The sequence below is a fragment of the Luteibacter sp. KNZ12-1A genome (genome assembly GCF_056755675.1).
The window spans coordinates 1-16,521 of record NZ_JBPGXU010000013.1; the positions used below are offsets into that span (position 1 = coordinate 1).

The 16,521-nt window shown below is 64.3% G+C and carries 17 protein-coding genes; 7 read left to right on the forward strand and 10 right to left on the reverse strand.

Going from position 1 to position 16,521, the window contains the following annotated elements:
- Nucleotides 1-121: 121 nt before the first annotated feature.
- Nucleotides 122-313: a CPXCG motif-containing cysteine-rich protein gene (locus ACR9ZJ_RS04905; protein WP_306850833.1), complete on the reverse strand. Its 192-nt coding sequence runs from the start codon at nucleotides 311-313 to the stop codon at nucleotides 122-124.
- A 167-nt stretch (nucleotides 314-480) separates the two neighbouring features.
- Here ACR9ZJ_RS04905 and ACR9ZJ_RS04910 point away from each other — a divergent pair, with 167 nt between their 5' ends.
- The 4 genes from ACR9ZJ_RS04910 (at nucleotide 481) to msrB (ending at nucleotide 3,241) form a co-directional block, all read left to right on the forward strand.
- Nucleotides 481-1,185, forward strand: coding sequence for an HAD family hydrolase (locus ACR9ZJ_RS04910; protein WP_481287052.1), 705 nt, complete (start codon nucleotides 481-483; stop codon nucleotides 1,183-1,185).
- 91 nt (nucleotides 1,186-1,276) lie between these two features.
- Nucleotides 1,277-2,224, forward strand: coding sequence for a YihY/virulence factor BrkB family protein (locus ACR9ZJ_RS04915; protein ID WP_481287053.1), 948 nt, complete (start codon nucleotides 1,277-1,279; stop codon nucleotides 2,222-2,224).
- On the forward strand, nucleotides 2,221-2,568 hold the full coding sequence (locus ACR9ZJ_RS04920; protein ID WP_481281466.1) for a glycine zipper 2TM domain-containing protein: 348 nt from the start codon (nucleotides 2,221-2,223) through the stop codon (nucleotides 2,566-2,568). The genes ACR9ZJ_RS04915 and ACR9ZJ_RS04920 overlap by 4 nt, the downstream gene beginning before the upstream one ends.
- A gap of 85 nt (nucleotides 2,569-2,653) precedes the next feature.
- Nucleotides 2,654-3,241, forward strand: coding sequence for a peptide-methionine (R)-S-oxide reductase MsrB (gene msrB, locus ACR9ZJ_RS04925; protein WP_481287054.1), 588 nt, complete (start codon nucleotides 2,654-2,656; stop codon nucleotides 3,239-3,241).
- A gap of 179 nt (nucleotides 3,242-3,420) precedes the next feature.
- Here the strand turns inward: msrB and ACR9ZJ_RS04930 are convergent, their stop codons facing one another.
- Both ACR9ZJ_RS04930 and ACR9ZJ_RS04935 read right to left on the reverse strand, forming a co-directional pair.
- Nucleotides 3,421-5,763, reverse strand: a complete 2,343-nt coding sequence (locus ACR9ZJ_RS04930) for a S9 family peptidase (RefSeq protein ID WP_481287055.1) — start codon at nucleotides 5,761-5,763, stop codon at nucleotides 3,421-3,423.
- A gap of 101 nt (nucleotides 5,764-5,864) precedes the next feature.
- Nucleotides 5,865-6,677 (reverse strand): SDR family NAD(P)-dependent oxidoreductase, encoded by an 813-nt coding sequence (locus ACR9ZJ_RS04935; protein ID WP_481287056.1) that lies wholly within the window; start codon nucleotides 6,675-6,677, stop codon nucleotides 5,865-5,867.
- A gap of 170 nt (nucleotides 6,678-6,847) precedes the next feature.
- On the opposite strand from ACR9ZJ_RS04935, the gene ACR9ZJ_RS04940 reads away from it, so the two are divergent.
- Nucleotides 6,848-7,309 carry a PA2169 family four-helix-bundle protein gene (locus tag ACR9ZJ_RS04940; protein ID WP_481281470.1) on the forward strand — a complete coding sequence of 154 codons (462 nt, stop codon included), beginning with the start codon at nucleotides 6,848-6,850 and terminating at the stop codon, nucleotides 7,307-7,309.
- 22 nt (nucleotides 7,310-7,331) lie between these two features.
- Here the strand turns inward: ACR9ZJ_RS04940 and ACR9ZJ_RS04945 are convergent, their stop codons facing one another.
- On the reverse strand, nucleotides 7,332-8,114 hold the full coding sequence (locus tag ACR9ZJ_RS04945; RefSeq protein ID WP_481287057.1) for an alpha/beta hydrolase: 783 nt from the start codon (nucleotides 8,112-8,114) through the stop codon (nucleotides 7,332-7,334).
- A gap of 308 nt (nucleotides 8,115-8,422) precedes the next feature.
- Between ACR9ZJ_RS04945 and ACR9ZJ_RS04950 the strand changes: the two genes are divergently transcribed.
- Nucleotides 8,423-9,103: a hypothetical protein gene (locus ACR9ZJ_RS04950; RefSeq protein WP_481287058.1), complete on the forward strand. Its 681-nt coding sequence runs from the start codon at nucleotides 8,423-8,425 to the stop codon at nucleotides 9,101-9,103.
- Between the two features lie 300 nt (nucleotides 9,104-9,403).
- Here ACR9ZJ_RS04950 and ssb read toward each other — a convergent pair whose 3' ends face one another.
- The 5 genes from ssb to ACR9ZJ_RS04975 all read right to left on the reverse strand — a co-directional run bounded on the left by ssb (nucleotide 9,404) and on the right by ACR9ZJ_RS04975 (nucleotide 14,441).
- The gene (ssb, locus tag ACR9ZJ_RS04955) at nucleotides 9,404-9,970 is read right to left on the reverse strand and encodes a single-stranded DNA-binding protein (RefSeq protein ID WP_481287059.1); all 567 of its coding nucleotides are present in this window, start codon (nucleotides 9,968-9,970) and stop codon (nucleotides 9,404-9,406) included.
- A gap of 156 nt (nucleotides 9,971-10,126) precedes the next feature.
- Nucleotides 10,127-10,588, reverse strand: coding sequence for a fimbrial protein (locus ACR9ZJ_RS04960; protein WP_481287060.1), 462 nt, complete (start codon nucleotides 10,586-10,588; stop codon nucleotides 10,127-10,129).
- 53 nt (nucleotides 10,589-10,641) lie between these two features.
- Nucleotides 10,642-12,933 carry a fimbria/pilus outer membrane usher protein gene (locus ACR9ZJ_RS04965; protein WP_481287061.1) on the reverse strand — a complete coding sequence of 764 codons (2,292 nt, stop codon included), beginning with the start codon at nucleotides 12,931-12,933 and terminating at the stop codon, nucleotides 10,642-10,644.
- A gap of 139 nt (nucleotides 12,934-13,072) precedes the next feature.
- Nucleotides 13,073-13,813 (reverse strand): fimbrial biogenesis chaperone, encoded by a 741-nt coding sequence (locus ACR9ZJ_RS04970; protein WP_481287062.1) that lies wholly within the window; start codon nucleotides 13,811-13,813, stop codon nucleotides 13,073-13,075.
- 73 nt (nucleotides 13,814-13,886) lie between these two features.
- A complete protein-coding gene (locus ACR9ZJ_RS04975) occupies nucleotides 13,887-14,441 on the reverse strand; it encodes a fimbrial protein (RefSeq protein WP_481287063.1) in 555 nt (184 codons plus the stop codon).
- A gap of 290 nt (nucleotides 14,442-14,731) precedes the next feature.
- On the opposite strand from ACR9ZJ_RS04975, the gene ACR9ZJ_RS04980 reads away from it, so the two are divergent.
- A complete protein-coding gene (locus ACR9ZJ_RS04980) occupies nucleotides 14,732-15,730 on the forward strand; it encodes a polyprenyl synthetase family protein (RefSeq protein ID WP_481287064.1) in 999 nt (332 codons plus the stop codon).
- Here the strand turns inward: ACR9ZJ_RS04980 and ACR9ZJ_RS04985 are convergent.
- Complete coding sequence (locus ACR9ZJ_RS04985; RefSeq protein WP_481287065.1) at nucleotides 15,727-16,512, reverse strand: dienelactone hydrolase family protein; 786 nt, start codon at nucleotides 16,510-16,512, stop codon at nucleotides 15,727-15,729. The two genes, ACR9ZJ_RS04980 and ACR9ZJ_RS04985, sit on opposite strands and share 4 nt — an antisense overlap.
- Nucleotides 16,513-16,521: the final 9 nt, after the last annotated feature.

Below are 16,521 nucleotides of genomic sequence, written 5' to 3' on the forward strand. Positions count from 1 at the left end.
CGCTGTTGAGGGGGCTCCTCGTGAACCTCGCAATCCATGGCCGCGGGGCTCCATGTGGGAGCCGCTTCAGCGGCGATTCCCTCACAGGGCTCATGTGGGAGCCGCTTCAGCGGCGATTCCCTCACCCGTCGTTCTCCGCCGACGCATGGAGTTCGAAGGTCTCGTCACCTTCATCCACCACCAGTCGCATCACGATGGGGCGGCAGCACACCTGGCAGTCCTCGATATACGTCTGGCTGCCTGCCGAGGTGTCGACGGCGACTTCGATGGTCTCCCCACAATAGGGGCAGGCGATGTCGGTGAAATTGAACATGGTCTCTCGCTCCGTTGGCATCGCCGACAGGGTCGGCTTCCACCAAGGCCGATGAAAGCCAACCCTGGACTGAGCCTTCGGTGGGCCGATGCCCTGGTGGGAGCCGACCCTGTCGGCGATTCGGTTCGCTGTATCCTATCCCGCTGCGACAAACGAGACTTGCACCCATGATCGATCTTGTCGGCTTCGACGGCGACGATACCCTCTGGCGCAGCCAGGAGTTCTACGACCAGGCCCAGGAGGCGTTCGAAGCCATCCTGGGCCGCTATGTGGACCTCACCACCAAAGGCCTCCGCGACGCCTTGCTGGCTACCGAACGCGGCAACATAGCCCTCTTCGGCTACGGCGCGAAGGGCATGGCGCTGTCGATGATCGAATCGGCGATCGAACTGACCGACGGCCGCATCGAGGCGCGCGACATCCACCGCATCGTGCGCCTGGGCAAAGACGTGCTTTCCCACCCCGTGGAACTCCTGCCCGGCATCCGCGAGGCCGTCGAAGCCGTGGCGGCGAAGCATCGCGTGGTCCTGATCACCAAGGGCGACCTGTTCCACCAGGAATACAAGGTCGCGCGCAGCGGGCTCGCGGACATCTTCCATCGTATCGAGATCGTTTCGGAAAAGGACCCGGCGGCGTATGCCCGGTTGTTCGGCGAGTTCGAGGTGGGTCCGGATCGGTTCGCCATGGTCGGCAACTCCTTGAAGTCGGACATCGTCCCGGTGGTCGAGCTTGGGGGTTGGGGCGTATACATGCCTTATCACAGCACCTGGGCCCACGAACTGGTGACGGAGTTCGCCATGACCGAGCGGGTGATCGAAGTGGCCGATGCGACCGGTATCGCGGCCGCGATCGAACGAATGCACAGGGCGTGATGGCATGGGAGCGTGGTCGCGGCGCTCGCGATCCACGTTTCTTTCGCAGGTCCCGCACGAAGCTTGCACCCAGGCGAGACGGAGGTAGGGCATGGATTCGAGGTTGCACCTGGCCTGGCGCGTGGTCCGGACCACGGCGAGGGGTTTCAGTGACGATGAACTGATGACCCGTGCCGCGGCACTGGCTTTCTACTCGGCGCTGTCGTTCGCCCCTCTGCTGGTCCTCCTGCTCTGGATCGTGGCCTCGCTGCGGCCGGAATGGCAGGCGCAGTTGATCGACAGCCTCAACGGACTGGTCGGTCCACGAGCCTCGGAGGCGGTGCGATTGGTGATCGACAATGCCAGGCAGCGTCCCAGCGTCGGCAGCATGGCGGGCGTGATCGGATTGGGCGTCACCTTGATCGGCGCTTCCGCGGTCTTCGCGCAATTGCAGGGTGCGCTGAACCGGGTCTGGAGCCTCCAACCCCGCCCCGGATCGACCAAGGGCGCCATTCTCGGCTGGCTGCGGGCGCGCATGCATGCATTGGGCCTGCTGCTCTCGCTGGCCTTCCTGCTGGTGATCTCGTTTTCCGCCAGCGCGTTGATCGCCGTGTTCGTCCGCGGCGGGACCACCGGCTGGCAGGTCCTGGAGATCGTGATCTCCCTGGCCGTCTTCGTCCTCATCTTCGGCGCGATCTACAAGGTGTTGCCGGACGCGATCATCGAATGGCGTGACGCGATGATCGGTGCGACGCTGACCGCCCTGCTCTTCGCCGTGGGCAAGTTCGCCATCGCCATCTACCTGGACCGCAGCAACGTGGGTGGCCCTTATGGCCCCGCGGGCGGCGTCGTCGTCCTGCTGGTCTGGGTCTACTACTCGGTCCTGATCCTGCTGCTGGGCGCCGAACTGACGGAAGCCGTGGCCGAGGAGCGAGGCACGCCGATTAAACCGCGGCCATATGCGATGTCGACGCGGACGCCTCGAACGCCCGGGATTGACCCGTCCGTCACGAAGCCGGCGGTATCCCTGAATGCCACCGAGAAGGAGGACCCGACATGAAGACCCACCTGCTCGCCGTCGCCGCGATCGCCATCGCCGGCACGGCCGCCGTTTCCACGCCACCGGCCGAGGCCCAGGCCCGGCGGAGCCAGCACCAGGTCTGCGAGAACGTCCGGGTGAAGCAGATCAACTCCAAGGACGACAACCGCCTGATCGGCACGGGCGTCGGCGCCGTGGCCGGTGGCCTCATCGGCAACCAGGTCGGCGGCGGTAAGGGCAAGACCCTGGCCACGGTGGCCGGCGCGGTGGGCGGCGGCTACGCCGGCAACCGCATCCAGAAGAGTCACCAGGACAAGAATGCGACGTACACCACGGAGCGCCGTTGCCGCTGGGTGGACGACTGAGCGTCGCGGGGGTGTAAGCGGACGGCGGTGGCGCCGGTCTCATGGAAAGGGCGCCCTGGCGCCCTTTCCCGCTTCCGGAGGCTGTATGCGTACCGATCCCGATCGTCGTCGTTTCCTCGGCGTGCTGGCCGCCACGGCGGCCGCGTCCATTTCCCTGCCTTTCGTCCTGCGCGCCACCCGGCCCGCGATGGCGGCCGACGCGCCCGTGCCCAAGGGCGGCAATGTGACGCTGGATTGTTTCGGCAACGACAAGAAACCGCTGGGGACCTGCGTCGAGCCCCGCATCGTCCTCACCGATGAGCAGTGGAAGGCGAAGCTGAGCAGCAAGTCCTATTACATCACCCGCCACGATGGCACCGAGCCGGCCTATACCGGGGAGGGCTGGGACCGCCATGACAACGGCATCTACCGGTGCATCTGTTGCGACACGGCCCTCTACGATTCGGCGACCAAGTTCGATTCGGGCACCGGCTGGCCGAGTTTCTACCAGCCGATCTCGAAGCGGAACATCACGGAGAAGACCGACCGCAGCCTGATCGAGGAGCGCACGGCGGTGAACTGCGCGCGGTGCGACGCGCACCTGGGCCATGTGTTCGACGATGGTCCCGATCCGACCGGGCTGCGCTATTGCATGAACGCGGCGGCGATGCGGTTCGTGGCCTACGCGGCCTAGCCGAGGACGGTAATCGCCGCTGAAGCGGCTCCCACGGCCTGCCTGGTGGGAGCCGACCTTGTCGGCGATGGGTGCTTGCCTCGACCTGGCCCGCTGCCGCGGAATCGCCGACAGGGTCGGCTCCCACCTGGCGGCCTCCCACCGTAAAAAAACCCCGCCATTTAGGCGGGGTTTCTGGTTCAACCGCCCGGGGGCGTCATCGGCGTCAGTTCGAATTCCTTCGGGGGCGTTTCACCCTTCAGGTAGCTCACGAAGTAATCCCAGCGGCGGCGCGTCATGTACTGCGTGGCCGCGCCATAACCGTGGTGGGCATTGGGAATCATGACCAGGTCGAAGTCCTTGTTGGCCTTGATCAGTGCTTCCACCACCAGCAGGGTCTCGTAGGGCGGCACGTTGTCATCGGAAGTACCGTGGGCGAGCATCAGATGGCCCTTCAGGCCCGATGCCCACTTCTGGTTCGCCTGATCGTCGTAGTTCGACTTGCCATCCTTGTCGGTGACCATCAGGCCCTGCCACTTCTCGGCCCAGTCGTCTTCGTAGTTGCGGTTGTCGTGATTGCCCGATTCCGAGATACCGACCTTGAACACGTCGGCGTAACGGAACATGGCGGTGGCGGTGGCGTTGCCGCCTCCGGAATGGCCCCAGATACCGACGCGATCGCCGTCGAGCCAGGAATACTTCTGTACCAGCTGCTTCACCGCTGCGACCTGGTCGGGCAGCGTGTTGTCGCCGATGTTCTTGAAGTAGGCGTCGTGGAAGGCCTTCGAGCGCCACGGCGTGCCCATGCCATCCACGGCCACCACGACGAAGCCCAGCTCGGCCAGCGCCTGGTTGTCGCCATGCGAGGGAATGAAGCTGCGCGTGCGTACCGAACCGGTCTGCGGGCCCGGGTAGATGTAGACCACGAGCGGATACTTCTTCGACGGATCGAAGTTCGTCGGCTTGAACATCTGGCCGTAGAGGTCGGTCTTGCCGTCGCGCGCCTTCACCGTGAACGCGGTGGGCGGCACCCAGCCCTTGGCCTTGAGGCGCGAGATATCAGCACGAGCGATCTCCTTCACCGTGGCCCCGGTATCGGAGCGGCGCACCACGGCGACGGGCGGCGTGTCGATCGTCGAATACGAGTCGAAGAAGTACGTGCCGTCCTTCGACATCGACACGCTGTGGTCGGCGTTCTCGGGCGTGAGCAGGGTCAGGCCCTTGCCGTCGAAGCCGATCTTGTAGAACTGCTGGTAGTACGGATCGACGCCCTTCTCGCGGCCGACGCCACGGAACCAGATCGTCTTCGTCTTCGGATCGACATGCAGCACCTGGGTGACGTTCCAGTCGCCCTTGGTGATCTGCTGTTCGAGCTTGCCGGTCTTGAGGCTGTACATGTACAGATGGCCCCAGTTGCTCCGCTCGGAGAACCAGATCACCTGGTCGGTCTCTGGCACGTACTGCCAATTGGCCATGTCGTTGCCGCCTTCGAAATAGGTCTTCGCCTTTTCGTCGAATACGGTACGGACGTCACCGGTTTCCGGGTTGGCCACGCGGAACCATTCATGCGTATGGTCACGCGCGGTGGAAACGAAGGCGACGCTCTTGCCGTCGGCGGCCCAACGTACGTCGTCCCATACGCCCGGGCTGCACGAGACGTCGTCGCAGATCGTCGAGCGGTGCTGGTCGGGCGGCATCTTGAAGCGGACGACCTTCTTCGTCGGCACGTCGATCACGACGCGCTCGATCATCGTCACGTCCTTGTCGCCCGGCAACGGATACTTCCAGGTATCGACCTTGGGGTGCCCTACGTTGACACCGACCAGGGTCATTTCGCCGGTCTTGCGCTGGTCCTGCTGGAAGGTGGCGATCTTCTTCGAATCCGGCGACCAGACCAGGATAGCCTCGTCGGTGTGCTTCCAACCCGCGTTGTCGGTGGCGTAGCCGTAATCCTTGACCCCATCGGTGGTCAGCTGCGTTTCCGCACCCGTGGCGATATCGCGCACCCAGAGGTTCCAGTCGCGGATGAAGGCCTCGGACTTGCCGTCCGGCGACTTCAGGCCGGGCTCGTCACCGTAGGCCTTGCCGTTCGCGTCCTTCTTCACCGCGGCGAGTTCGCATTTGCCGACCGCCTTGTCGCAGACGTAGCGCTTGCCGTGCGAGGTGATGTCCAGGCCATCGTCCGGACGGACGACGAAGCCGGTGACGGGCAGCTTTGCCGCATCGACCTTCTTGCCGGTCGCGGCGGAAAGCGCCGCGGCCACCTTGTCGCGATCGAATGCGCGCGTGGCCTCGCCGGTGGCGGCGTCCACCTTCATGAACTGGTCGCCATCCTTGTCGTGGTCGCGATACCAGAAGTGGCCATCGTCGATCCAGGTCACGCGCTGGACCGAGTGGTCCACCAGCGGCATGGTGTTGTTGGCGAGGAACGAGTCCGCGCGCCGGTAATCGTCCGTGGTGACGGTCTGCGCCGAGGCGGCGGAGGCCCCGATCAGGCCGAGGAGGACGGCGCCGGAAAGCGCCGCGTTGCGTGTGATCGACATCGATGGTCCCCGTGACGGCAGGGCGGCGCGGAAAGCGCCGCAAACCGGACGAGGCTAGCCCCCGGCGGCCCACGGGGCCTATGCCAGAGGTCATGGGTGGGCTAGGCGTTGCGTGGCCCGGTGCGGAAACGCCGGCCCTGGCGCTCCACCATCTTCAGGGCGAGGCTGTCCGGCATCAGCTTGAACAGGCCCTTGATGGCCCTGTTCACCCCTCCGTTCACGTACACGGCCTTGCCCGCCTCCACCGCGTCCAGCCCCTGCCGGGCGACCGTCTGCGCATCCATCCACATGAAGCCGGGCATCTTCGAGACCAGTTCCCTGGAACCGGTGACATCGTGGAATTCGGAATAGGTGAAACCAGGACAAACCGCGGTGGTGTGCACGCCCGTACCCTTGCCTTCCAGCGCCAGCGACTGCGAGAACTTGATCAGGTAGGCCTTCGACGCCGCATACAGCGTGTGGCCGGCGGAGCCGGGCACGTGGCCGGCGAGCGAGGCGACGTTGACGATCCGGCCATAGCCACGCGTCTTCATGCCCGGCAACAAGCGATACGCCAATTCGGTGGGTGCCGTCATCAATACCTGGATAAAGGCTGCATGCGTCGGCCACGGCTGCTCGTCGAAATAGCCGGTGACACCGTAGCCGGCGTTGTTGACCAGCACATCGATCGACAAGCCCTGGGCGTCGAGCGCCGCCACCAGCGCCTCCGGGCCGTCCGGCCGGGCGAGATCCAGCGGCGCGACGACCGCCTCGACGGCGTGGCGTTCACGCAGTTCCTTGGCCAGCGTTTCGAGGCGGTCGGCCCGGCGTGCCGTCAGCACGAGGTCATGGCCGCGGCGGGCGAGTTCGCGGGCGAAAGCCTCGCCGATCCCTGCCGATGCGCCCGTGACCAGGGCGCGACGATTGGATGTCATGGGTGCTCTCCCGTGCAACCTGTGTGAGCAGGAGTATGCACCGGCGGAGCATGAACGAGAGGCGGTCGTCGTTGCCGGCGCGACGCGCCTTTCACGCTTTCGTGCACCCCCTGGCCACGAAGCTCGTGCTCCCTACGAACGATCCCGTCGATCACGAGGAGTCCACGACCATGACAAGCACCGACCATGACATCAAGGTTCTCAACACCCTGATCGAAACCACCATCGACAGCGCCGAAGGCTATGGCGAGGCGGCGAAGGATGCCGGAAATACGCGTTATGCCGCCTCGTTCCAGCAGCGCGCGGCCGAGCGCCGCCAGTTGGCGCGTCGCCTGCAACAGCAGGTCAGTTCGCTCGGCGGCAAGCCGGAAGACGACGGCTCCGTACTGGCCAAGGCGCACCGCATGTTCGTGGAGCTGCGCTCGAAGATGAGTTCCCGGGACGACACCGCCATCGTCGACGAGGTCGAGCGTGGCGAAGACCACATCAAGGCGAAGTACGAGCACGCCCTGGAAGACAACGACGTGACCGCAGGCACACGCTCACTGATCAACGAAGCCTACGTCACGGTGAAGAACGGGCACGACCAGATGCGCGACCTCAAGCACGCGCTGCACGGTTCGACGCACTGATCATTGAGCCAGAGCCACTCCGTCACGGAGTGGCTTGGGTGGCGGCCTGTTCGATCAGTGCCGCCACTTCCTTCGGGCGCGATTGATAGACCGAATGGCTCGCGCCCTTCACCTCGATCGTGTGGCTCTGCGCACGCTTGGCGTACATGCGCTCCAGGTCGGGGTTGATGATCTTGTCGGCGGTCGCCACGGCGTACCAGCTCGGCTTGTCCTTCCAGGCGGGATGACCGGCGGGCGTGTCGAACACCGACGCCGCCGTGAAGCCCTGGGCGTTCGCCTCGAAGGTGGATTGCTGCGGCGCAAGGTCGGCGGCGAAGTCGGCCGGGTATTTCGCGGGATCGAGATAAAGGAAACCGTCCGCAGTTTTCTTGATGTCCTTGGTCTGGCTGGTGGCACTGGGGAAGCGCTTGCCGTTGGCCACTTCGGTCTCCCCCTGGTCGAGCGCGTGCGCGGCGATGTACACCAGGCCCACCACCTTCGGATCGTTGCCGACATCGGTGATGATCGCGCCGCCGTAACTGTGTCCCACGAGGATCGTCGGCCCGTCCTGCATGTCGACGATACGCTTGACAGCGGTCACGTCATCGGCGAACGAGGTCAGCGGATGCTCGGCGACCGACACGTGATAACCGTTCTTCACCAGGATGTCGTAGACCGGCTTCCAGCCACTTCCGTTCGCCCATGCGCCGTGAACCAGGACGATGTTCCGCACAGGGGTCGCCGCCATGACGGAACCGCCGGCCAGTACGCCTCCGAGGAGGATCGCGGCGGAGAGGAGCAGGGTCGCGCCTTTCTTGCTGTTCATCGGAATGGAGGCCTTGAAGGAAGGAGTCCGGAAAGAGCAAGCGCAGCCCGCCCGGTGGTGCCGATTCTGGCTCTATGGGCGTGGCGGTATTGGCGAACCTTGCGCCGAAAGGCAAAAACCTATGATTTCTTATGGGTATTTGGGTCGGCAGCGCACACGCCGACAGCGATGACTCGAATGTAAATCTCCATGTCCTGACAGATTACTGAGAGCGTCGGTGACTGTAGCGAATCTTCGGAAGGACGGACGATTGCCGCGCATCGTTCGATCGATGCGATCAGGTCGATTCATTCGCCGGAGAGATAAAAATGAAAAGCACGACCACGATGATGCAAGCACTATATGCAACCATCCTTTGCGGTGCCGCAACCATTTTGCCCATCGAACATTCCCTAGCGGCACAACCGGGGAGTGAAACACTGACAGATGCTGGGCCTGCCGAGGATTCGACCCAACTTATCGCCAATCATCGTGCCTCCCTGGAGCCGATCTTACGAGGATTACTGCAGGCTCAGGTCGACGCACAGGAACGCATACCAGGGCAGGCACCAGTTATCGTGGTGAGTAAGGTGTCCTTTAATGATTCCGGTGATGAGCTCGTAGTGGAGCTTGGAAAAGGCTACGTACCTACATACTACGGAGGTGATTTCGAAGATCACATCCATGCACTGGCTAATAATGTATATGCTTACATGGAAAAAATCGGTCCGCTTCGCAGCGTGGACTTCACCTTCGAAGGAAGGGACATTCTCGACTACTTCCCCTACGAAAGGGGGCTCAAAGAACAAGCGGAGATGTCGCAGCGAGACGCGTTATTTCATCGAGCTGATACCGGAAGCGGCCGCGTGCTCGTCTCAGGCGGTCACGGATACTATTTCCATAAGAAATACGGCTGGACCACACAGAGATCATCGATAAATGGAATCATCGAAGATTTTGCCACGTCGGCATTTCGAGGACTCGGCTGCACCATTGTCCATTCGCTATGACTGCATGGCGATGAAAGACCAACCCTTCACCACCAAGTGGGATGCCTTCTTTACTGATGCAGATGGCGTCAAGGCAAAAACCTCTGTTGCTATGACGTGTAAGCCTAAAGGCTAAGCATGTAGGTTGAAACTATGCCGCATCCACAAAACGCCGGAAGCATTTGCACTAGTTTTCAAGGCTAGAAACTGTTGCCTTTTGAATGGCCAGCAAAACGGGAAGTCGATCCGTGACATGCAAAAAGCCCCTGCACAAACAGGGGCTTATAATTGCAACCGTTACAAATCGATCTCAGATGGAATCTAGAACGGAATATCGTCGTCGTCGAAACCTTCGTTGGCCGGCGGAGCCGAACGCTGCGGTGCATTGCCGCCTCGCGGCTGACCATAATCGTCGCCGCCACGCGCACCGCCACCGAAGTTGCCGCGTTGCTGGCCACCGCCGCCCGCGCCGCCGCCGAAATTGCCGCGGGGTTGCTGCTGCGGGCGAGCGCCGCCCTGGCCACCGGCAAAACCGGCGCCTTCACCGCCGCCCTGGCCACCGAGCATCTGCATTTCGTTGGCGATGATGTCGGTCGAATAACGCTCGACGCCGTCCTTGTCGGTGTACTTGTCGGTGCGCAGCGAGCCTTCGATATAGACCTGGCGACCCTTCTTCAGGTATTCGCCCGCGATTTCCGCGAGCTTGCCGAAGAGTTTCACCCGGTGCCATTCGGTGCGCTCTTGCTTCTCGCCGGACTGCTTGTCCGTCCAGGCTTCGGACGTGGCGATGCGCAAGGACGTGATCGCCGTGCCGCTACCGGTGTAACGGGTTTCCGGGTCCGCGCCGAGATTGCCGACGATGATGACCTTGTTGATGCCGCGTGCCATGGATTTCCCTCGTATGCGTGTCTTTCCCGCCCATGATAGCGAGCCAGCGCCGAGGCGGGGGCTTGCGGGGTCGGACCGGCTAGTTTGGTCGAAGGGCGTGCGGAGGGCAAACCGTACGGTGACGGCGGAGCCCTGCGCATGCCGTAGGCCCCGGGCTCACTCCCATTGGATCTGGACCAGGGCCGTGGCGACGGCGTCCCCGGCCTTGAGTGGGCCCACGCGTACATAGCGGGCCTGGAAGGCAAGCGCCGGGACATCCCCCATCCAGCTGAATTCCACAGGCGAGGAGCCGTCAGGCGGCAGAGGCTGGCCATCCGCCGTGCGCATCTCGATGGCCACCCCCTCGGCGCCCCCCACGGGAGCGATATAACGGGGATCGGCCGGGTGGGCGGCGGCACGCATCGTGACGCTGGCCTTGGTCGCACCTACGCAGTCCACCCCCATGAAACTGGCCTCGCGCCAACGACTGCCGTCGCCCACGGCACCCAACTCGGACGCCGCCACCGTGTCCAGGTCGATCCGGACACGGCTGAGCGCGAGACCACAGGAAGGGGTCACCGCCCCTTGCACCTCGAAATCGAGGCGATCGTCGGCGTGGACGACGGCAGCCGTGCCCATGGCGAGGGCCGTGGCCGTCGAAACGCATTTTCGAACGTGTAACCGGATCGTGTTCATTCGCATACTCCCATGTGCCGGACGTCGCCGGCGGCGGTTTTCGTAGTGGCAAGCAGCCGCAGGCCGCAACGGCCATCGATGCCCTCCCAGCGCACCGTCCATTGGCCCCCGGCATCCTGACCACGCAGGAAGACACGACCCGCCTGGCCGACGACACCCACGGAACGGCCAGCGCCATCGACCACTTCAGCCGCGAACGGCAGGGGGGTCCCGTCGGCGAAGGCCGCGGTCACGAGGAACGTGGTAGCTACGTCCGTCTCGAACGGGACCAGGACCACGGCACCCGACGTCGGCGCCACGCGCCGGTGGGTGGAGGCCAGGGCAACGTCCAACGACAGGCCCGAGGGATCGAGATCGACACTGTTCCAACGGAAGGGCGTGAGATGGGAAACAACGGCGTGGCCGCTGCGATCGATACGAATGCCCGGGCCGGCTCCCACACGGGCTCCCCCCGCTCCCCGGGCCCGAACCAGGGCGGTCGCCTCCCCAAGGCGCTGTGCGAAGGTGACGCCACCGGCATGGAACACGACGCCGCCCGCTGCCGAAAGGGAACCACCCCGGGAGGTACCTGTGCTTTCGATGCTCGCGGATACCTCGCCCATCGGCAGCACCTTGGTCAAGGATGCATCGAGCCGCTGCCCTTCGTGACGGTGTCCCGCGAGTGCCGCGCCGTACGACATCGTCCCGTCGTCATCCATGCTTCCGCTGAGGCCGACACGAGCGCCGCCCGAATGCTCGCCGAGCAGCGACGTATGCAGGGTCGTCGAAGACGCCCCCGTACCAAGCGGCACCGAAAGCGTCCATTGTCCCGTCATATCGTGGCGCGACCTGCGCAGGGAGAGATCCATCGTGGCGCGCCGCCAACCTCGGGTCCACGACATCGCGTGGTCGACTGTCGTGCCTTCGGCGCGCTTGCGCGAAACATGGCTGATGCTCACGCTCAGTGAGCCGCGCTCGTCACCGAGATCCCGCTGCGCGACCAGGTCGATCCGGCGCATCGACGCAAGGCGGCTCCTGGCGTTGGACGGCGTGGGCAGCGGCGTTTCCCGCCCCCGCGCCATGCTCACCGAGACCAGCGTCCCGTCACGCCATTGCTTGCCGTGACGCAGGCGCCACAAGCTTCCATGCCGGCCATTCCGGGATACGGAATGAGTGACATCCATGGCGAAAGCCCCCGCCAGGGTATCGACCGCCCCACCCAGCACCACCGAAGCCTGGCGTGGCCATTGACGCCAGCCGGTATACAAGGTCGTGTCATGCGGAAATCCATGCCGCCAACTCGCCTGGAACAGCGCCTTGGTACGTCCGCGACCCACCAAGGCGTTGCCCGCGCTGAGCGCATAGCTCGTATGCCCTTCGCGCAGAAGTTCGGGTACGGGAAAAAAAGGTACGCGGAAGGTCCTGTGGACGCCATCGCTTTCCAGGACGTCCACTTCGAGGTCTCCGCCACGCCCGGTGGCGTAGAGATCGTCGATCACGAAAGCCCCAGGAGGAACGGTCAGTTCGCGCAGCAGCATGCCGTTCTGCGTCACCCTGACCGTCGCATGGCTGACCGCCGTTCCCGTCACCCGCGGCGCATAGCCGGCCGTTGCGTCGGCGGACATGCGTGCGTCGCTGGCGATACTGAGTCCGCGCAGTCGCAAGGGCGCGAACAGGTCGTCGGTCGGAGCGATATCGCCCATGCGCAGCTGCGAGCGCCACGCTCCCAACTGTCGTTCGACGAATCCATATCGACTGCGGTAGCGCCGGCCCGACCATGCGCCGGCTTGACGCACGCGCCAGGCGCCCAGGTTCAAGCCGGCGTCGGCGCCAATGAAAACCGAACGACGGCGGTGGTTCGCGGAAGACGCATGGCGAACGTTCGTGCGCCATGCAAGCAGCCCCGCGCCGATGCCCTGGTCCCATTGGGCAGGCGGAACCGCCGCACTGAACCGGCGCGTCATCATCGCTTGTGGCACTTCGATGTAAAGGCGCTGTTCGCCGATATCGAGGCGCGACGTGGCCATATCGATACGCTCGCCTATCGATCGACACGGGTCGTCCGCAGGCGTCCCCGGTACGGTCGAAGAGAGACCGAAAGATAAAAGTTCGTCATGCGTGATACATGGCGTGGCGTCCGCGCGGCCCGCCTTCGACTCGAACCGGACGTTCTTGCGTATCTGCCACTCGCCGTTCATCCAGATGTCCACTTCGTAGTTTCCCGGAAGCACCGGGTTGCCATGCGAGTAACGCGACAGATCGAGTGTCGAACGCTCTTCCACGGGAAGGAACGCCGAATCGAATTCCACCTCGGGTATTTCTTGCGCTTGGGCGGCACATCCCACGACAAGGCAGCCGGCGAAAGCGATACGCCACGGGACCGTGAAGCGCGACGAACCCTGGTGGAATCGCCGACTGACGACAACCGGCATGCACAGGCTCCCCTGCTCACCGATCCACCGCTGCGGAGCCACTGACCGTGGCTCCGAAATCGTTGATGGTCACGAAAGCCACCTTGGCGACATCGACGTTGGCCTTTCCCTTCGGCAGGGGAAAACCGAGCGACATGCCCGGAGCCACCATTCCACCACCCAGCGACACAGGCGAACCGGCATCGTTGCCTGCATGCAGGTCGACCGCGTTGAAGGAGACGTGATACGGCGAGGGATTCACGACCTTCAGCGACGAGCCGTCCGCACCCCGCTCGATCGACCACCGCAAAGTCGCCGCTGCGCGGTCCGGTGACGACGGAAGACCCTTCGGCCGGTGGAAGAGCTTCAGGCGATGACGGAACGCGAGCTGCAGCACGTTCTTACCGTCGACGTCCGACGCCTTGGGCGGGATCTCCAATACGTTGAGCCAGTAGAGCGCTTCCCGATCGCGAGGGAGGTCGTCGTCCACGTGCACGATGCGCAAGGCATGGCCGTTGCCGGGGTCGATGCGGAACACGGGGGGCGTGATGGCGAACGGTGCGTGCGCGCTCGTGGGCGTGGAGCGCTCATCGCCGTCATCGACCCATACCTGGACCAGTGCCGGATCGCCGCCCTTGTTTTCCAGGCGCAGCGATACGTCGCGCACCTGTGCGGGGAAGACCACCCGTGTACCGCCGATGACAACGGCTGCATTCGCCGCTGACATGCCACACATTGCCAGGACGATGGCCAGGATCGTCGGCTTCGCTCGAAACATGGGGAATCCTTCGTCTCGCTTCCATGAGCCGACCGGGCACGATGGTCCGGCCGGCACCCGATGCACAGGCTGCTCAGTCGTAAACGACCTGGAAGCCCACCCTGGAGGCAGCCGTGCCGCCCTTGACATCGCCCATGCTGTAGTAGCGTGCGATCAGGCCGATTTCGGCGACATGGTCCGTGACCTTCACGCCCTGGGAGTCCTCGGTGTACATGTTGATGGGCGTGCCGTCCTGGTTCGCCATCTGGATCTGCACGTTCGTGGCCGCGCCATCGCCGGCATCGACATTGAGACGGCCCGTGGTGCGATCCAGGGCGGGACTGGCGGGATCGAAACGGATCTTCGCGGTGATGTCGTTGGTGCATTCGTCGTTACCGCCAATACGGATGACGAAGCCACGGTCCCCGGCCGTATCGCCCGGGTTGGCCAGCGCACCCGCGCTGATGCTGCCCAGGTCCACGGCCTTCGTCGCCGCGCCGCCGCCAGGAGGTTTTCCCTCCACTTGGCATGTCGTGGCGACGATGCGGCCGGTGATGTCGATGATGCCGTCGTTCGCTGCGTGGGAACGTGGGGCGGAGATGATGAGGGCCGTGGCGAGCAAGGCGATGGCGCTACGTTTTCTGTACATGGCGGCTTCCTGGAAAAGGGATGGCGTGCCGGCAATGGAGCGATCGGCGCGCACAGAAAGTCTGCGTATCCCAAGCCCCCGTTGCGATACGTAAATTCTGAAAAAAATGCCCCTTCGGCAGCATCTTGCGGGCCCTTCCGCGGTCTTCGTAAGCGCCCGCCCGCAGCCGGCGCAGGTGAAGGGCGGTGCATGCCGCTCCGACCCGGGCCGAGGACGTCCCGGGCCGTGGACACGGAATGGGCCGGGCTACCCCTATAATGTGATCCACCTGCCGCATACGACCCTGGTCCATGTCATCCATCGCCGCTCGTTCCACCCTCCTCGATTTCGCTGGCGTCCGTGCCCTGGCGGCGGAAGACATGAAGGAGGTCGATGCACTGATCCGCCATCGGCTCTCGTCGGATGTCGTCCTGATCAACCGCATCGCGGATCACATCATCGCCGGCGGCGGCAAGCGCCTTCGCCCGATGCTCCACGTACTGGCGGCGCGCGCCGCGGGCTATCACGGGCAGCAGCATGCCAAGCTGGCGGCGATCGTCGAATTCATCCATACCTCCACCCTGCTGCACGACGATGTGGTCGACGAGTCCGACATGCGCCGCGGCCGCAAGACGGCGAATGCGCTCTGGGGCAATGCCGCCAGCGTGCTGGTGGGCGACTTCCTCTACTCGCGCTCGTTCCAGCTAATGGTGGAACTGGACGACATGCGGATCATGCGCGTCCTCGCCGACACCACCAATACCATCGCCGAAGGCGAAGTGCTGCAACTGCTGAACATCGGCAACGCCGACGTCGACGAAAACGCATATCTCGCCGTGATCGAACGGAAGACGGCCGTGCTCTTCGCGGCGGCCACCGAACTCGGCGGCGTGCTGGGTGGCTTGCCTGAGACGCAGGTCGCCGCGCTGCGCCGTTACGGCATGGAACTCGGCTACGCCTTCCAGATCGCCGACGACCTGCTCGACTACGTTTCCGACGCGGAAACGCTGGGCAAGAACATCGGAGACGATCTTGCCGAAGGCAAGCCCACCCTGCCGTTGATCTACGCGATGCAGGTGGCGGACGCCGATCAGTTGAAATCGCTGCGCCACGCGATCGAGCATGGCGGGCTCGATTCACTGGATCGCATCGTCGCCGCCATACGCGACTCCGGCGCGATTGAACGCACGCACGAAAAAGCCGTGGCTCACGCCGCGGCGGCGCGCGAGGCGCTCGCCGAACTGCCCGCGTCCAGTTACCGCGACGCACTCGCGGCACTGGCCGACTATTCGGTCGAACGGCGGTTCTAGAAAGCCTCGTTCAACCAGGACCGCATGGCGGCGTAGGCACGTCGGGCGACTTTCGCGTCGTAACGGCAATTGCCCGTCGCCGCCGTCGCTTCCTTCTCGGTGAAGCAGTGCACCGCGCCGCCGAAGTCCTCGGAGGCCCAGTCCACCTTCGCGTCACGCATCTCCGCCTCGAACGCGGCGCGCTGCTCGGCGGGAACGTTGGCGTCGTCGGCGCCATTGAGCGCCAGCACTTTCGCGTGGATGTTCGACGCGAGTTTCGGGTCGTCGGTCGAGAGCAGACCGTGGAAGCTGACCACCGCGGAGACATCCGCGCCGGCACGAGCCAGGTCGAGCACGGCCGAGCCACCGAAACAGAAGCCGATCGCGGCGAGCCTGGCCGGATCGATGGGCGCGTGCTTCGCCTGCGCCTTCAATGCTTCGAATGCCCGCGATACGCGCAGCCGCATCACCTTGCGATCGGCGTAGAGCGGCTTCACGGCGGCGCCCGCTTCGGCTTCCGATGTCGGCCGCGTGCCGCCGCCATACATGTCGGTCAACAGGATCACGTAGTCCTTGCCCGCGATCTCCTTCGCCTTCGCCACCGCCATGTCGTTCACCCCGAACCAGTTGGGCACCATGAGCAGACCGGGTCGCTTGGTCGCGATGGCATCGTCGTACACAAGGAAACTCTTGTAGGTCACTCCCTGGTCGGTCCACTGGACCGGCTTGGCGACCATCGCCGCCGAGGCGGCACCGACATGACCGAGGACCAGCAAGGACAAGGCAAGCAGCGAACGGCGCATCGGCGTGGC

Excerpts from the sequence above, each read along its gene's own strand:
- ACR9ZJ_RS04985 (WP_481287065.1), bottom strand. The coding sequence starts at position 16,512 with ATGCGCCGTTCGCTGCTTGCCTTGTCCTTGCTGGTCCTCGGTCATGTC.
- ACR9ZJ_RS04935 (WP_481287056.1), bottom strand. The coding sequence starts at position 6,677 with ATGACATCCAATCGTCGCGCCCTGGTCACGGGCGCATCGGCAGGGATC.
- ACR9ZJ_RS04980 (WP_481287064.1), top strand. The coding sequence starts at position 14,732 with ATGTCATCCATCGCCGCTCGTTCCACCCTCCTCGATTTCGCTGGCGTC.
- ACR9ZJ_RS04950 (WP_481287058.1), top strand. The coding sequence starts at position 8,423 with ATGAAAAGCACGACCACGATGATGCAAGCACTATATGCAACCATCCTT.
- ACR9ZJ_RS04940 (WP_481281470.1), top strand. The coding sequence starts at position 6,848 with ATGACAAGCACCGACCATGACATCAAGGTTCTCAACACCCTGATCGAA.
- msrB (WP_481287054.1), top strand. The coding sequence starts at position 2,654 with ATGCGTACCGATCCCGATCGTCGTCGTTTCCTCGGCGTGCTGGCCGCC.
- ACR9ZJ_RS04945 (WP_481287057.1), bottom strand. The coding sequence starts at position 8,114 with ATGAACAGCAAGAAAGGCGCGACCCTGCTCCTCTCCGCCGCGATCCTC.
- ACR9ZJ_RS04960 (WP_481287060.1), bottom strand. The coding sequence starts at position 10,588 with ATGGGCACGGCTGCCGTCGTCCACGCCGACGATCGCCTCGATTTCGAG.
- ACR9ZJ_RS04930 (WP_481287055.1), bottom strand. The coding sequence starts at position 5,763 with ATGTCGATCACACGCAACGCGGCGCTTTCCGGCGCCGTCCTCCTCGGC.
- ACR9ZJ_RS04975 (WP_481287063.1), bottom strand. The coding sequence starts at position 14,441 with ATGTACAGAAAACGTAGCGCCATCGCCTTGCTCGCCACGGCCCTCATC.
- ssb (WP_481287059.1), bottom strand. The coding sequence starts at position 9,970 with ATGGCACGCGGCATCAACAAGGTCATCATCGTCGGCAATCTCGGCGCG.
- ACR9ZJ_RS04970 (WP_481287062.1), bottom strand. The coding sequence starts at position 13,813 with ATGTTTCGAGCGAAGCCGACGATCCTGGCCATCGTCCTGGCAATGTGT.
- ACR9ZJ_RS04915 (WP_481287053.1), top strand. The coding sequence starts at position 1,277 with ATGGATTCGAGGTTGCACCTGGCCTGGCGCGTGGTCCGGACCACGGCG.
- ACR9ZJ_RS04920 (WP_481281466.1), top strand. The coding sequence starts at position 2,221 with ATGAAGACCCACCTGCTCGCCGTCGCCGCGATCGCCATCGCCGGCACG.
- ACR9ZJ_RS04905 (WP_306850833.1), bottom strand. The coding sequence starts at position 313 with ATGTTCAATTTCACCGACATCGCCTGCCCCTATTGTGGGGAGACCATC.
- ACR9ZJ_RS04910 (WP_481287052.1), top strand. The coding sequence starts at position 481 with ATGATCGATCTTGTCGGCTTCGACGGCGACGATACCCTCTGGCGCAGC.